Origin of the sequence: Pseudomonas sp. D8002, assembly GCF_013385695.1 — a bacterium.
Classification (GTDB): Bacteria; Pseudomonadota; Gammaproteobacteria; order Pseudomonadales; family Pseudomonadaceae; genus Aquipseudomonas.
Window position 1 is genome coordinate 84,171 of the sequence record NZ_JACAPM010000049.1, and the last position, 14,923, is coordinate 99,093.

Genomic DNA, 14,923 nt, shown 5'->3' on the forward strand with positions numbered 1-14,923 from the left:
AACCGTCGCCAACGGCACCCGAAACGGCACCAGTGGCCGCAGCCGGACGTCAGTTGGCATAAATCGCACGATATCATATGGCCATATAGGCTATTCCGGGCAGTTATTTTAACCGTCACAATCGGCTGCCAAGCCCCGTTTCTGCGGGCTGCAGCCAAGGTTTACGGGCGCTAGCAGACAAGTGCCCCGCTGTCGAGATATGGCGCCGAGGGTCCTTTGCGTATACTGCGCAGATGTTCTCCCCTACTGCTTTACGCCCGCGATGCGCCAAATGGCTCTTCGTTACCGGACTCTTCCTGCTGCTCAGTGCGTGTGTGGATAAACCCAACACGCTCGAGCGAATCAAGGAGGATGGCGTATTGCGGGTGGTCACCCGAAACAGTCCGGCCACTTATTTCCAGGACCGTAACGGCGAAACCGGCTTCGAATACGAACTGGTAAAACGTTTTGCCGACGAGTTGGGGGTAAAGCTCGAGATCGAGGCGGCCGACAACCTGGATGACCTGTTCTCGCAGATCGGCAAACCCAACGGCCCGGTACTGGCCGCCGCCGGCCTGGTCAGCAGTGAGCAGCGTCGCCAGCAAGTGCGTTTCTCCCACCCTTATCTGGAAGTGACCCCGCAGATCATCTACCGCAACGGCCAGTCCCGGCCGACCACCGCGGCAGACCTGGTGGGCAAGAAGATCATGGTGCTCAAGGGCAGCACCCACGCCGAGCAACTGGCGCAGCTGAAAAAACAGTTTCCCGGAATTGAATACGAAGAGTCCGACGCCGTTGAGGTGGTCGACCTGCTGCGCATGGTGGATGAGGGCCAGATCGACCTGACCCTGGTGGACTCCAACGAAGTGGCGATGAACCAGGTGTACTTCCCCAACGTGCGGGTGGCCTTTGACCTCGGTGACGCCAGCCATCAGGCCTGGGCGGTCGCCGCCGGTGAAGACAACAGCCTGCTCAACGAGGTCAACAACTACCTCGACAAGGTGGAAAAGAACGGCACGCTGCAACGCCTGAAAGATCGCTATTACGGGCACGTCGATGTACTCGGCTACATGGGCGCCTACACCTTCGCCCAGCATCTGCAGCAGCGCCTGCCCAAATACGAGAAACACTTCCGGGCCTATGCCAAGGAAGAAAAGGTCGACTGGCGCCTGCTGGCGGCCATCGGCTACCAGGAATCACTCTGGCAGCCGGCGGTGACCTCCAAGACCGGCGTGCGCGGCCTGATGATGCTGACCCAGAACACGGCGCAGGCCATGGGCGTGTCCAACCGCCTGGACGCCAAGCAGAGCATCATGGGCGGCGCCAAGTACCTGGCCAAGATCAAGGATGAGCTGGACGACAAGATTGCCGAGCCGGACCGCACCTGGTTTGCCCTGGCGGCGTACAACGTCGGCACCGGGCATTTGGACGACGCGCGCAAGCTGGCCGAAAAAGAAGGCCTGAACCCGAACAAGTGGCTGGACGTGAAGAAGATGCTGCCGCGCCTGTCGCAGAAGCAGTGGTACAGCAAGACGCGTTATGGCTATGCCCGTGGCGGTGAGCCCGTGCATTTTGTGGCGAACATCCGGCGTTACTACGACATTCTGACGTGGGTGACGCAGCCGCAGCTGGAAGGCAACCAGGTGGTCGAAGGCAACCTGCATGTGCCGGGTGTGGACAAGACCAAGCCGACGGAAGAAACCCCGCCGCTGTAATCCCCCGATTATCCAAACACCACAAAACCAATGTGGGAGCGGGCTTGCTCGCGAAGGCGGTGGTTCAGCCAGCACATGTATTGACTGACACACCGCCTTCGCGAGCAAGCCCGCTCCCACATTTGATCTTCGTCGTCTTATAGAGCGGTGTTCAGGCCGGTAAGCAGGTGCACCACCCCACCCGCCAACACCATCACGCCCGGCACGCCTGCCGCCTTGAGCGCCTGTGCATCCAACCGCCCCACATCCTGCAACTGCACCCGCACTCGGGTCAGTGCTACCCGCTGCTGCGACTTGAGATTCTCCGCGCCGCCCAGCGCATTCAGCACTGCCGGGGCCAACAGTGTTTCGCTCACTGGAGCTGCCTGCGGCGCTTCAAGCACCAGATCCGGCGTCAGGGCCTTCCAGAACGCCCGCTGAAATTTCTCGAACATGTCAGTTCTCCACAACCAATGAGGTTTCAACGGTAGCCGCGTGATACAGGCGTAACGCCTCGCGAACCTGCGACGCTTCTTCCAGGCCCAGCACCTGGCGGGCGATGGATTGGCAGTCCGCCAGGTCCAGCTCGCGCACGGTAGCCTTGATGGTCGGGATCAGCGGCACGCTGACCGACAACTCATCCACCCCCAGCCCGATCAGCACCGGCACCGCCAGCGCTTCAGACGCCAACGCCCCACACACGCCGACCCACTTGCCATGGGCATGGGCCGCCTTGACGGTGGCGGCGATCAGGCGCAGCACCGCCGGGTGAAAGCTGTCGGCCTGGCTGGCGAGGCGCGGGTGATCGCGGTCCATGGCCAGGGTGTATTGGGTCAGGTCGTTGGTGCCGATGGAGAAGAAATCCACCTCCGGCGCAAACAGATCGGCCATCAATGCCGCCGATGGCACTTCGATCATGATTCCCAGCTTCGGCAGTTCCGTCAGCCCCAGGGCCAGCGCCTCCTCTTCAAGAATCTGCCGCGCCAGGCGCAGCTCCGAGAGCAGGCTGACCATCGGCAACATGATGTGCAAACGGGCGAAACCGGCACTGGCGAGAATTGCACGGAATTGTTCACGCAACAGTTCCGGGCGCTCCAGGCACAGGCGAATCCCGCGCAGGCCAAGGAACGGGTTGGTCTCGCTGTCCATCGGCACATAGGCCAACGGCTTGTCGCCACCAACGTCGAGGGTGCGCACCACCAGATTGCGCTGCGGCCCCAATGCACGGGCGATGGCGCTGTAGGTGCCCGCCTGCTCCTCGGGGCTCGGCGCGCGGTTGCGGTCCAGGTAGAGGAACTCGGAACGCAGCAAACCAACGCCTTCGCCCCCCAGGGACAATGCCTGCTCCACCTCCTGCAACGATGCGACGTTGGCCGTCACTTCGACGTGATGACCGTCGCGGGTCGTGGCGGGCAACGACGCCTGCTCCACTTCCCGCTGGCGGCGCAGCACTTGTTGTTGGCGGCTGGCTTGCAAGTGTTCGATCTCGGCCAGGTCCGGGTCCAGGTGCAACTCGCCCTTGTCGGCATCCAGCAGCACTTGCTTGCCGTTGGCCAGTTCCAGCACCTGCGCCGGCAACCCGCAGATGGCCGGCAAGCCAAGGGCGCGGGCGAGAATTGCGACGTGGCTGGTAGCGCCGCCGCCCACCGTCACAAAACCCAGCACCTTGCGCGTGTCGAGGCTGGCGGTTTGCGAGGGGGTCAGTTGTTCGGCAATCAGGATTGCCTGCTCCGGCAAATCCCAGGCGCTGTCCTGAACCCCGAGGATCAATTTCAGTACCCGCTGGCCAACGTCTGCCAGGTCGGCAGCGCGCTCGGCAAGCAAGGCGTTGCCCAGGCCCTGGAAGAGCGTGGCGGTGGCCTCGGTGGCGCTGTTCCAGGCGAAGGCCGCGCTCTTGCCCTGGTCCAGCAGGTCGCGGGTTTGTTCCAGCAGGGCCGGATCGTCCAGCAACTCCTGATGGGCGCGGAAGATCTCGGACTGGGCAGTGCCGACGGCCTTTTCCTGCAGGGCTTGCAGCGCCTGATTGGCGTTGTTCAGGGCATGGGTCAGGGCCGCACGTTCCAGCGCTTCACCTTTGCCGGTCTCTACGAACGTCAGTGCCGGCTCCTTGACCTGCACCACCTGGCCGAACGCCGAACCGGGCGAGGCGCACACGCCGCGCAGCAAGGTCGCCGATGAATCAGGCGCCACGGGTGCAGCGCCAGGTTGAGGAGCCGCGACGGTTTCGCCGCAGCCTTCGGCCAGCAAGGTCACCAGCGCCTGGATCGCCGCTTCGGCATCCTCGCCAGCCGCGCTGACTTGCAAGGTGTCACCCTGCACCGTTTGCAATGCCATGATCCGTACCAGCGACTTGGCGTTGGCGCTCTCGGTTTGCTTGTGCAGGTAAATACTCGCCTTGAAGCCTTTGGCCGCCTGCGCCAGCACCGCCGCCGGGCGCGCATGCAGGCCGTTGGCGTTGGGCAAGGTCAGTGGCCTGGAGAACAGGGCGTCACCCTCCTCGTCTTTCACCTCGTCGGCAACGGCTTGCGGCGTGACTCGCAGCAGTGGCTGCCCCACGTCTACCAGGCCCTGCTCGGGCGTCAGCAGCTTGAAGGGCTCGCCACTGACCACCAGCATCAGGGTCAGCAAACTACGGGCATTGAGCGCCACGTAGTCGGCATCGAATTCAATCAGCGGTTGCCCGGCTTCCACCCGCTGGCCTTCCTCGACCAATCGGGTGAAACCCTTGCCCGCCAGGTTCACGGTGTCCAGGCCGATGTGCATCAGCACCTGGACGCCGTTGTCATCGGTGATGCTCACCGCATGACCACTGTCCTGGATATTGCTGATCACCCCGGCCAGTGGCGCGCAGAGGGTCTGCGAGGTCGGATCGATGCACAGGCCATCGCCGATCAGGCGACTGGAGAACACCGGATCAGGCACCTGGTCCAGGGCGAGCAGCACCCCGGACAATGGCGCCAGCAATTCCAGGGATTGGGTTGTGGTCATGACTTCACCTGCTGTTTGGTTCTGTAAAAATCATTGGGCATCGACGGCTTTATTTCCACCAGTACTCAACCTGCACACCAAAGTTGGAGCCATGCAACGCCGAGCCATAACTGCCGGTGTCGGACAACGCCGAACCTGCCGCCAGTTCATTGGCCGCACGCTTGGCCGCTTCGTTCCAGGTCGCGTAGGTGTAATACAGGCGCACTTCCGGTCGTGCCCAGAAATCCGGGCCTTTGGGCGACCAGGTCGGGGCGAACGTAAATTTGCTCAGCTTGCGCGTGCCACCGGTAGCCTCGACCTGATCATGACCGAGTTCGGTGACCAGCTTGAACTGTTCGGAAATCGCATAGGCCGGGCGCACGCCCAGCGACATCCAGGTCTGATCCTGGCTGCCCGGGCGAATATCCTTCTGGTACACGGCCTCGATCTGCCCGCCCAACCGTGGCGTCACTTGCCAGTCGAAGAACTCCACTGCGCGGTAGCTCTTGCTGCTTTTATCGAGGAAGGTATCGCCGGTATAACCGAGGCCGGTGCCGGGGCCTTCGCCGTACTGCAGGGCAAATTTGTTGCGCCCGCCGAGGAAGGGTTTCTGCACATGCTGGGCGGTAATGGCCCAGCCGCTGTTGGTGTCACGGCCACCGGCTTTTTCGATGTAGCTCAAGCCCAGTTCCAGCTCGCCGCCGGGATTGGTCTTGAAGCCGGCCACGTTGAAGTCGTGACGGGTGGCGTATTCCTTCTGATACAGGTTGTCCTTGCGGGAAAGCGCGTAGCTGTATTTCAGGTCGCCGATTTTCACGTCCTCGATACCGCCGCCCGTGGCGCTCTGGTTCCAGTAGTAGAAGTCGGAGATATGGATGTCGTTTCGTTTGTAGTAGCGCCGGCCGGCCCACAGCGAACCGCCGTTGAGGCTGGGGATGTTCGACCACTGCGCATACATCTGCGGCATGCGTGCCGAGCCGTTGTCTTCGCCCTGGAACTTCAGCGCCCGGTCGTACTTGTTGTACAGCGAAGCCATGGCGTCGACGCTGAACACCGAGCCGTCGTCGAGGGTCAGCAGGTCCTGGCGCAATTCGAGTTCGGCGTACTGCTCGCATTCGTTGCCCAGACGGTATTTGGATTGTGCACCCGGCAACTGGAAGCACTGCTGCTTGCCACTGCCGGTTGAAGTCCCCGCACCGCTACGCAAGTAGCCGGCAAATTCCAACGCCTGGGCTGCCATCGGCAAGGTCAGGCAGGATGCAACGAGGCCCAGCTTTATTGTTGTTTTCATGAAGCACTCCGATATTTTTATTATGTTTTTTTAAGCGCCCCGGCTCTCCCACGCCGGGGGTAAAGCGGGTCTCAGTCCTTGAGGTGCAGCACAAACGATTCATACGGGCGCAGCGAGACCTGGCTCGAGCGCTGTGGGCAGTCGTCGTAGTTGCTGATCAGCAGGCGTTGCTCACTCGCCGCCGTCAGCAGGCCATCGGGCAGTTCGATCTGGCAGGGCGTACCGTAGAAGTTGTTCAGCACCAGCAGGCGTTCGCCGTGGCCTTCGCGCAGGTACGCCCAGACCTGGGTGTGCTGCGGCAGCAGTTGGCGATAAACGCCTTCCTGAATCAGCGGCTCATGCCGACGCAGCTTGATCAGCGCACGGTAGTGATGCAGTACCGATTGCGGGTCATCCAGCTCGCTTTGCACGTTGATCTGCGCGGCGTTGGCCGGGATGCCGATCCACGGTTCGCCGCGACTGAAGCCAGCGTTTTGCTCGGCATTCCATTGCATCGGTGTGCGGCTGTTATCGCGGGACTTCTGCATGATCGCCGCCATGCTCGATGCCTCGGACTCACCGGCCTCACGCTTGAGCCGATAGATGTTCAGCGTCTCGACATCCCGGTATTGGTCGATGGTGTCGAAGCCCGGATTGGTCATGCCCAACTCTTCGCCCTGGTACACGAAAGGCGTGCCCTGGAGGAAGTGCAACGCAGTGGCGAGCATCTTCGCCGAGACCACGCGGTGCTCGCCGTCGTCACCAAAACGCGAGACCACCCGCGGCTGGTCGTGGTTACACCAGAACAGCGCATTCCAGCCGCCACCGGCCTGCATGCCGAGTTGCCAGTCGGACAGAATCTGCTTGAGTTGCAGGAAGTCGAAGTCGGCCGCGACCCACTTCTGCAGGTTCGGATAGTCGACTTTCAGGTGGTGAAAGTTGAAGGTCATCGACAGCTCTTTCGACTGTGGATTCGAATAACGAATGCAGTGCTCAAGGCTGGTGGACGACATCTCGCCGACGTTGATCAGGTCATGCCCCTCGAACACTTCGCGGTGCATTTCCTTCAGGTATTCATGCACGTTCGGGCCGTCGGTGTAGAAGCGCCGACCGTCGCTGTTGTCTTCCGGAAAATCCGCCGGCTTGGAGATCAGGTTGATCACGTCCAGGCGGAAACCGCCCACGCCCTTGTCGCGCCAGAAGCGCATCAGCTTGAACACTTCGGCGCGCACCTTGGGGTTGTCCCAGTTCAGGTCGGCCTGGGTGTGGTCGAACAGGTGCAGGAAGTACTGGCCGGTCTGCGCCTCGTATTCCCAGGCCGAGCCGCCGAACTTGGATTCCCAGTTGTTCGGCTGGTCGCGCCAGATGTAGAAGTCGCGGTACGGGTTGTCGAGGCTGCTGCGGGCCTGCTGGAACCACTCGTGTTCGATGGAGGTGTGGTTGACCACGATGTCGAGCATCAGCGTGATGCCGCGCTTGGCGGCTTCGCTGATCAGCAGGTCGCAATCGGCCATGGTCCCGTAGCTCGGGTCGATGGCGTAGTAGTCACTGATGTCGTAGCCGTTGTCGCGCTGGGGCGAACGCAGGAACGGGGTGATCCACAGGCAGTCGACGCCCAGCCACTTCAGGTAATCGAGCTTGTCCACGATGCCCAGCAGGTCACCGGTGGCGTTACCCGCGTGGCTGTGGAAGCTTTTGGGGTAGATCTGGTAGATCACCGAATGTTGCCAGTTTTGCATGACGGGTTCCTTCAATCTGGAAATGCGATCAACTGTGGGAGCTGGCTTGCCTGCGATAGCGGTAGATCAGGCGACCCGGTAGCCAGGCCGGACAATTTTCATGCTCAACACACAGGTCAAAACAAACGGTACGACAATCGCGACGACCATGCCGATGACAAAACTTGGGATGTACTGCGGGATGATCGAGATGAACCCGGGCAAGCCACCCACGCCAATCGCCGAGGCCTGCACCTTGTTCAGCGAGAGGAAAATACTGCCCAGCGCCGAGCCGGTCAGCGCCGCGTAGAACGGAAACTTGAAGCGCAGGTTGACCCCGAACATCGCCGGCTCGGTGATGCCGAAGTAGGCGGAAATCGCCGAGGTGGACGCCATGCTCTTGTCCCGCGCATTGCGGCTCATGTAGAACACGCCGAGCGCCGCGCTGCCCTGGGCCAGGTTGGACATGACGATCATCGGCCAGATAAAGGTGCCGCCCTGGGTGGAGATCAGTTGCAGGTCCACGGCGAGGAACATGTGGTGCATGCCGGTGATCACCAGCGGTGCATACAGCAGGCCGAAGATTGCGCCGCCGACCATCGGCGCCAGGTCAAACAGGGTGACCACACCTTCAGTGATCAGGATGCCGAGGTGACGGGTCACCGGGCCGATGATCGCCAGCGCCAGTACGCCGGTGACGACGATGGTAGTGATCGGCACCACCAGCAACTGAATGGCATTCGGCACCCGTGCCCGCAGCCATTTCTCAATCACGCTCATCACGTAGGCGGCCAGCAGGATCGGCAGGATCTGGCCCTGGTAGCCGACCTTCTCGATCTTGAACCAGCCGAAAATATCGAAGTACGGCAGGCTCTGGCCGTCGAGGCCGGCGACCGCCTTGCCGTAGTTCCAGGCGTTGAGCAGATCGGGGTGCACCAGCATCAGGCCGAGGACAATGCCGAGGATTTCACTGCCACCAAAGCGCTTGGCCGCCGACCAGCCCACCAGCGCCGGCAGGAAAACGAACGAGGTGTTGGCCATCAGGTTGATCAGGCTCCACAGGCCATCCAGGTTCGGATAGGCGTCGAGCAGGGTCTTGTCCGCGATGAACATGCCCTTGGCGCCCATCAGGTTGTTCACCCCCATGAGCAAACCGGCAATGATCAGCGCCGGCAAAATCGGCATGAACACATCGGAGAACACCCGCACCAGGCGCTGCATCGGGTTTATTTTGTCGGCGCTTTTCTGTTTCACGTCCGCGATGGTCGACGCGGCGAGGCCCGTTTGCTCGCGCAGGGCGGCGTAGACCTTTTCCACTTCGCCGGGGCCGATCACGATCTGGAACAGGCCGCCGGTGAAGAACGAACCCTTGACCAGGTCGACCTGGTTCAGCTCGCCGCTGTTGGCCAGGCTCGGGTCCTTGAGGGCCAGGCGCAAGCGGGTCACGCAGTGGGCAGCTTGCTCAAGGTTGTCGCTGCCGCCGAGGTTCTTGAGAATCTCGCGGGCAATATTCGGATAGTCGTGGCTCATGCTTGGTATCCACTCTGGTTTTTTTTATTGGGCGGTCATAGGCAGCACGCCGAAGCCAAAAGTACTCGTCTGTACGAGTTAAAGCAATAACTCGTATGTACGAGTTTGAAAATGATTAATTTTCTGTTTTTTGAGTCAGAAATTTCCGAGTTCTACAATGGGTTGCATGGACAAACCCCATCGCTGCCACTAAGGTTCCTGCCTTGAACGCCAACGCGGCACAGAGCCCTTCCCCATGAGTAAATACAACCAGATCTATACCGATCTGCTTGCCAGCATCACCACCGAACGCCTGCAACGCGGCACGCGCCTGCCCTCCGAAACCGAACTGATGGACGCCTACCAGGCCAGCCGTGGCACGGTACGCCGGGCGATCGAGCAATTGCAGGAGCGCGGCTTCGCGCAAAAGATCCACGGCAAGGGCACCTTCGTGCTGTCACCCAACCCCATCGAGTTCCAGCTCGGCGGTATCGTCAGCTTTCGCGAGACCCATGCCGCCCTAGGCGATGATGTCAGCACCGAAGTGGTGGAGTTCAGCCAATTCCCCCTGGAAGGCCCGCTGATGCAACACATCGAAGCCGAAGCCGGCAGCCTGATAACCCGGGTCAAACGGGTGCGGCGGATCGATGGCAAACGGGTGATTCTCGACATCAACCACTTCGTCGCCGACCTGATACCGGGGCTGGATCGGGAGATTGCCGAGCAGTCGATCTATGCGTTTATCGAACAGACCTTGCAGCTGCAGATCAGCTATGCCCAGCGCACTATCGAAGCGCTGCCGCGGGGAAAGGACGATCAGACACACCTGGACCTCGAAGGTCAGAGCCATGTGATCGTGGTGAGCAACCAGACGTTTTTGCAGGATGGACGGCAGTTCGAGTACACCGAGTCGCGGCATACGCTGGATAAGTTTTACTTTTCGGATATTGCGCGGCGGTAGACAAACGCCAGAAACACAAAACCCCGGCACCAGGCCGGGGTTTTGTTATTCAGCGCTCACCTGCTACGGCAGGATCATTCCCACTCAATGGTCGCCGGCGGCTTGCTCGACACGTCATAAGTCACGCGCGAAATACCTTCGATCTCATTGATGATACGGCCGCTGACCGTCTCCAGCAGTTCGTACGGCAGGTGTGCCCAACGGGCGGTCATGAAGTCGATGGTTTCCACCGCACGCAGGGCAACAACCCAGGCGTAACGACGGCCATCGCCGACCACGCCAACCGATTTCACCGGCTGGAACACTACGAACGCCTGGCTGACCTTGTGATACCAGTCGGCCTTGCGCAGTTCTTCGATGAAGATGTGGTCGGCGCGACGCAGCAGGTCGGCGTATTCTTTCTTCACTTCACCGAGGATCCGCACGCCCAGGCCCGGGCCCGGGAATGGGTGGCGGTAGACCATGTCGTACGGCAGGCCGAGTTCGAGGCCCAGACGACGGACTTCGTCCTTGAACAGTTCGCGCAGTGGCTCTACCAGCTTGAGGTTCATTTCCTCAGGCAGGCCGCCCACGTTGTGGTGGGACTTGATCACGTGGGCCTTGCCGCTCTTGGCGCCGGCCGATTCGATCACGTCCGGGTAGATGGTGCCCTGGGCGAGGTACTTGATGTTGTCCAGTTTGTTGGACTGGGCATCGAATACGTCGATGAAGGTGCGACCGATGATCTTGCGCTTCTTCTCCGGGTCGGACTCGCCGGCCAGGTTGTTCAGGAACTGATCTTCAGCGTTGGCGCGGATCACCTTGACGCCCATGTTCTCGGCGAACATGGCCATCACTTGCTCGCCTTCGTGCAGGCGCAGCAGGCCGTTGTCGACGAAGACGCAGGTCAGTTGGTCGCCGATGGCCTTGTGCAGCAGCGCCGCAACCACGGAGGAGTCAACGCCGCCGGACAGGCCCAGCAGGACGTTGTCGGTGCCGACCTGGGCACGTACGTTGGCGATGGCGTCTTCAGCGATCTTCGACGGGGTCCACAGGGCTTCGCACTGGCAGATGTCGAGGATAAAGCGCGACAGGATGCGACCGCCTTGCTTGGTGTGGGTCACTTCCGGGTGGAACTGCACGCCGTAGTAGCCGCGCTCGTCGTTGAACATGCCGGCAATCGGGCAGCTCGGGGTGCTGGCCAGGATGTGGAAGTCTTCCGGCATCCGGGTGACCTTGTCACCGTGGCTCATCCATACGTCGAGGCCAAACAGGCCGTCGGCGTCGATGTGGTCTTCGATGCCGTCCAGCAGGCGGCTCTTGCCGACCACGTCGACACGGGCGTAACCGAACTCACGCAGCTCGGAACCTTCAACCTTGCCGCCCAGTTGCTCGGCCATGGTCTGCATGCCGTAGCAGATACCGAAGACCGGCACGCCCAGGTCAAACACCGCCTGCGGGCAACGCGGGCTGTTGGCTTCGTGCACGGACTCGGGGCCGCCGGCGAGAATGACGCCTTTTGGAGCGAATTCGCGAATCGCTTCGTCGTCCATGTCGAACGGATGCAGTTCGCAGTACACGCCGATTTCACGCACGCGGCGGGCGATCAGCTGAGTGTACTGGGAACCGAAGTCGAGGATCAGGATGCGGTGGGCGTGAATGTCGAGGGCCATGAGATCAGTCTCGTCTAATGAATCAGAAACAACTCGGGGCTGAATAAGACAGCCCCGGTTACTTAACTATTTGCTGGAAGCATCAACCTACGCGGTAGTTTGGCGCTTCCTTGGTGATCTGTACGTCGTGGACGTGGGACTCGGCCATGCCGGCACCGGTGATCCGCACGAACTCAGGCTTGGTGCGCATTTCTTCGATGTCGGCGCTGCCGGTGTAGCCCATCGAGGAACGCAGGCCGCCCATCAGTTGATGGATGATGGCGCTCAGGGTGCCCTTGTACGGAACACGCCCTTCAATGCCTTCCGGTACCAGCTTCTCGGCGCCCGCGGAGGAGTCCTGGAAGTAGCGGTCGGAAGAGCCTTGAGCCTGGGACATGGCGCCCAGGGAGCCCATGCCGCGGTAAGCCTTGTACGAACGACCCTGGAACAGTTCGATCTCGCCCGGCGCTTCTTCAGTACCGGCGAACATCGAGCCCATCATCACGCAGGAAGCACCGGCGACGATGGCCTTGGACAGGTCACCGGAGAAACGGATGCCGCCGTCGGCGATCAACGGTACGCCAGTGCCTTCAAGGGCCGCGGCGACGTTGGCGATGGCGCTGATTTGCGGCACACCTACACCTGCAACGATACGGGTGGTGCAGATCGAGCCAGGGCCGATACCGACCTTGACCGCATCAGCACCGGCTTCGGCCAGGGCCTTGGCGGCAGCGCCGGTGGCAATGTTGCCGCCGATCACTTGCACGTCAGGGAAATTCTGTTTGACCCAGCGAACGCGGTCGATCACGCCTTTGGAGTGACCGTGGGCAGTGTCGACCACCACCACGTCAACACCGGCAGCCACCAGGGCCGCTACACGGTCACCGGTGTCTTTGCCGGTACCGACCGCAGCGCCTACGCGCAGACGACCTTGATCGTCCTTGCTGGCCAGCGGGTAAGCCTTGGCTTTTTCGATGTCGTTGACGGTCATCATGCCCTTGAGGGCGAATTTGTCGTCGACGATCAGTACGCGTTCGATGCGGTGCTTGTGCAGCAGCTCGCGCACATCGTTCTTGTCGGCGCCTTCCTTGACAGTAACGAGGCGCTCTTTAGGCGTCATCACTTCACGGACGGTGACTTCAAGACGGTTCTCGAAACGCACGTCACGGGAAGTGACGATGCCGACCAGGTCGCCATCGTGCAGCACCGGAACGCCGGAGATGTTGTGCAGGCGGGTCAGGTCGAACAGGTCACGAACGGTGGCATCGGCCTCGATGGTGATCGGGTCCTTGACCACACCGGCTTCGTAACGCTTGACCTTGCGAACTTCGGCAGCTTGCTGCTCGATGGTCATGTTCTTGTGGATGATGCCGATGCCGCCTTCCTGAGCCATGGCGATTGCCAAACGGGCTTCAGTGACGGTGTCCATGGCAGCGGAAACCAGAGGAATATTCAGCTCGATGCCACGGGTTAGGCGGGTCTTGAGACTGACTTCGTTAGGAAGCACCTCGGAATAACCGGGCACTAGGAGAATGTCGTCGAATGTCAGAGCTTCTTGGCTGATACGCAGCATCGCGGGGGCTCCCGAGCGGGAAAATGGAAGCGCGCCATTATAGTCAGACACCCCCTCGGGTTCAATGTAAAACTCTGACAAACTTGGTAATACTGATAGATGGATGATTTTTGCAGCACTGAGCGTTCCCACGCTCTGCGTGGGAACGCTCACATCGAATTAAAGTTCGACTTTGACCCAACTCATCTTCTGGTCCAGCCAGTCGGCAAATTCGTCGATAAAACTCTGCTTGAACCCCGCCTCCGCCCAGTTATTGAAGATGAATCCCAGGTTGGAAAAGCCGCATTCCTGCAGGAACAGGAAACCGTTGATGTCGTCCTCATGCCCACACAGCGGGCAGGTGAAGTTATCGGTGTGGCCGGGCATCCAGTCTTCCAGGCTTTCGAACAGGGCTTCGCCGACTTCCTTCAGGCACTCGGGACAGCCGGCCTCTTCCAGGAAGCCTTTGGCCGGGGTGTAGATGCAGCGCTTGTAGATGATCTCCAGGCCGTTGATCGGCTCGTTGAACGGCAGCGCGTCGGGGTGCAGCACCACGGCGCGGGCACCGTCGGCCAGGGCATAGCCCATGCGGTTGCCGGTGCGTCCGCAGGTGGTGAGTTCTTCCTTGACGATGTTCTTGCGCACCAGCCAGCGCACGATCGCCCGGGCGCGGGGTTCGTGGACGGGTAGCGTGGAGATTTTCGGGACAAGGATGCTTTGGGAATTCATGGGAGTCCTGCGGCGTGGCTACTGGCGCCTTCGCGAGCAAGCCCGCTCCCACAGGGGGAATGCGTTCCAAATGTGGGAGCGGGCTTGCTCGCGAAGAAGCCCTGAAGGCTGGCAGCTTAATCCCTGAAACAATCAGGTCAAGTACTCAAGTAACGGGCAATCAAGGCAATGCCACTGGCCAGCACCAGCCAGGTCACCAACCGCACAAACGCCTCGCGGGACATGCGCAGGGTCAACCGCCGCCCCGCCCACAGCCCGAGCGCCATGGCCGGCAACAGGCACACCGCCAACATCAACAAGGGTAGCTCGGCATACACGCCCGCGATCAGAAACAGGCTCAGGCGCACCACCGTGCTGCAACTGATCAACGCACTCTGGGTCGCCCGCGCGCCATCCTTGGGCAATCGGCTGTTGAGGTAGATCGCATACAGAAAGCCGCCACTGCCAAACAACGCGCCAAACAGCCCGCCGACAACCCCCATGGGAATCGCCCAGCCGGCTGCCATCTGCGTGGGCTTGGCCTTCACCGCCAGGCTGTAGATCGCATAGGCGCTGATAAACAGCCCCATCAACAGCAGCAATAAATCAGAGTGCAGGTTGAGCAGGAAGATCACCCCAAGGGTGCAGCCAATCGCCATGCACGGCAGTAGCCTGAACAACTCCGGTTTCACCACATCCCGGCGCGATTGCAGAAGGTTGCCGAAGGCCGCGACAAAATCCAGCAGCACCAGCAAGGGGATGATCTTCGACAGCGGCATGAACAGAATCAGGATCGGCCCCGCCACCAATGCGGTACCAAAGCCTGCAATGCCGAACACGATATACGCCAGGGCAATCGCCACGCCGATCACCAGCCAGTCCACACCGCCAAACGACCAATGACTCAACAGCTCGACCGGACTCATGACGTATT

The 14,923-nt window shown here is 61.0% G+C and carries 11 protein-coding genes; 2 read left to right on the forward strand and 9 right to left on the reverse strand.

The window, feature by feature from the left end; translation table 11 throughout:
* Positions 1-233 precede the first annotated feature (233 nt).
* Positions 234-1,694 (forward strand): membrane-bound lytic murein transglycosylase MltF, encoded by a 1,461-nt coding sequence (gene mltF / locus HX807_RS26380; RefSeq protein ID WP_087695124.1) that lies wholly within the window; start codon positions 234-236, stop codon positions 1,692-1,694.
* Positions 1,695-1,831: 137 nt separating this feature from the next.
* On the opposite strand, the gene HX807_RS26385 is transcribed toward mltF, so the two are convergent.
* From HX807_RS26385 to treP, 5 genes are all read right to left on the reverse strand, one after another.
* On the reverse strand, positions 1,832-2,128 hold the full coding sequence (locus HX807_RS26385; RefSeq protein WP_177051575.1) for a PTS transporter subunit EIIB: 297 nt from the start codon (positions 2,126-2,128) through the stop codon (positions 1,832-1,834).
* A 1-nt stretch (position 2,129) separates the two neighbouring features.
* Complete coding sequence (ptsP, locus tag HX807_RS26390; protein WP_177051577.1) at positions 2,130-4,661, reverse strand: phosphoenolpyruvate--protein phosphotransferase; 2,532 nt, start codon at positions 4,659-4,661, stop codon at positions 2,130-2,132.
* Positions 4,662-4,710: 49 nt separating this feature from the next.
* On the reverse strand, positions 4,711-5,931 hold the full coding sequence (locus HX807_RS26395; protein WP_177051579.1) for a carbohydrate porin: 1,221 nt from the start codon (positions 5,929-5,931) through the stop codon (positions 4,711-4,713).
* 71 nt (positions 5,932-6,002) lie between these two features.
* A complete protein-coding gene (gene treC / locus HX807_RS26400) occupies positions 6,003-7,649 on the reverse strand; it encodes an alpha,alpha-phosphotrehalase (RefSeq protein WP_003209630.1) in 1,647 nt (548 codons plus the stop codon).
* A gap of 66 nt (positions 7,650-7,715) precedes the next feature.
* On the reverse strand, positions 7,716-9,158 hold the full coding sequence (gene treP, locus HX807_RS26405; RefSeq protein WP_008438268.1) for a PTS system trehalose-specific EIIBC component: 1,443 nt from the start codon (positions 9,156-9,158) through the stop codon (positions 7,716-7,718).
* A 235-nt stretch (positions 9,159-9,393) separates the two neighbouring features.
* On the opposite strand from treP, the gene treR reads away from it, so the two are divergent.
* Positions 9,394-10,098 carry a trehalose operon repressor gene (gene treR / locus HX807_RS26410; protein WP_003209636.1) on the forward strand — a complete coding sequence of 235 codons (705 nt, stop codon included), beginning with the start codon at positions 9,394-9,396 and terminating at the stop codon, positions 10,096-10,098.
* Positions 10,099-10,172: 74 nt separating this feature from the next.
* Here the strand turns inward: treR and guaA are convergent, their stop codons facing one another.
* From guaA to HX807_RS26430, 4 genes are all read right to left on the reverse strand, one after another.
* Complete coding sequence (gene guaA, locus HX807_RS26415; RefSeq protein WP_003209644.1) at positions 10,173-11,750, reverse strand: glutamine-hydrolyzing GMP synthase; 1,578 nt, start codon at positions 11,748-11,750, stop codon at positions 10,173-10,175.
* 82 nt (positions 11,751-11,832) lie between these two features.
* Positions 11,833-13,302, reverse strand: coding sequence for an IMP dehydrogenase (gene guaB, locus HX807_RS26420; protein ID WP_003209646.1), 1,470 nt, complete (start codon positions 13,300-13,302; stop codon positions 11,833-11,835).
* A 159-nt stretch (positions 13,303-13,461) separates the two neighbouring features.
* Complete coding sequence (locus tag HX807_RS26425; protein ID WP_003209647.1) at positions 13,462-14,010, reverse strand: hypothetical protein; 549 nt, start codon at positions 14,008-14,010, stop codon at positions 13,462-13,464.
* A gap of 137 nt (positions 14,011-14,147) precedes the next feature.
* Positions 14,148-14,915: a sulfite exporter TauE/SafE family protein gene (locus HX807_RS26430; protein ID WP_003209649.1), complete on the reverse strand. Its 768-nt coding sequence runs from the start codon at positions 14,913-14,915 to the stop codon at positions 14,148-14,150.
* Positions 14,916-14,923 lie beyond the last annotated feature (8 nt).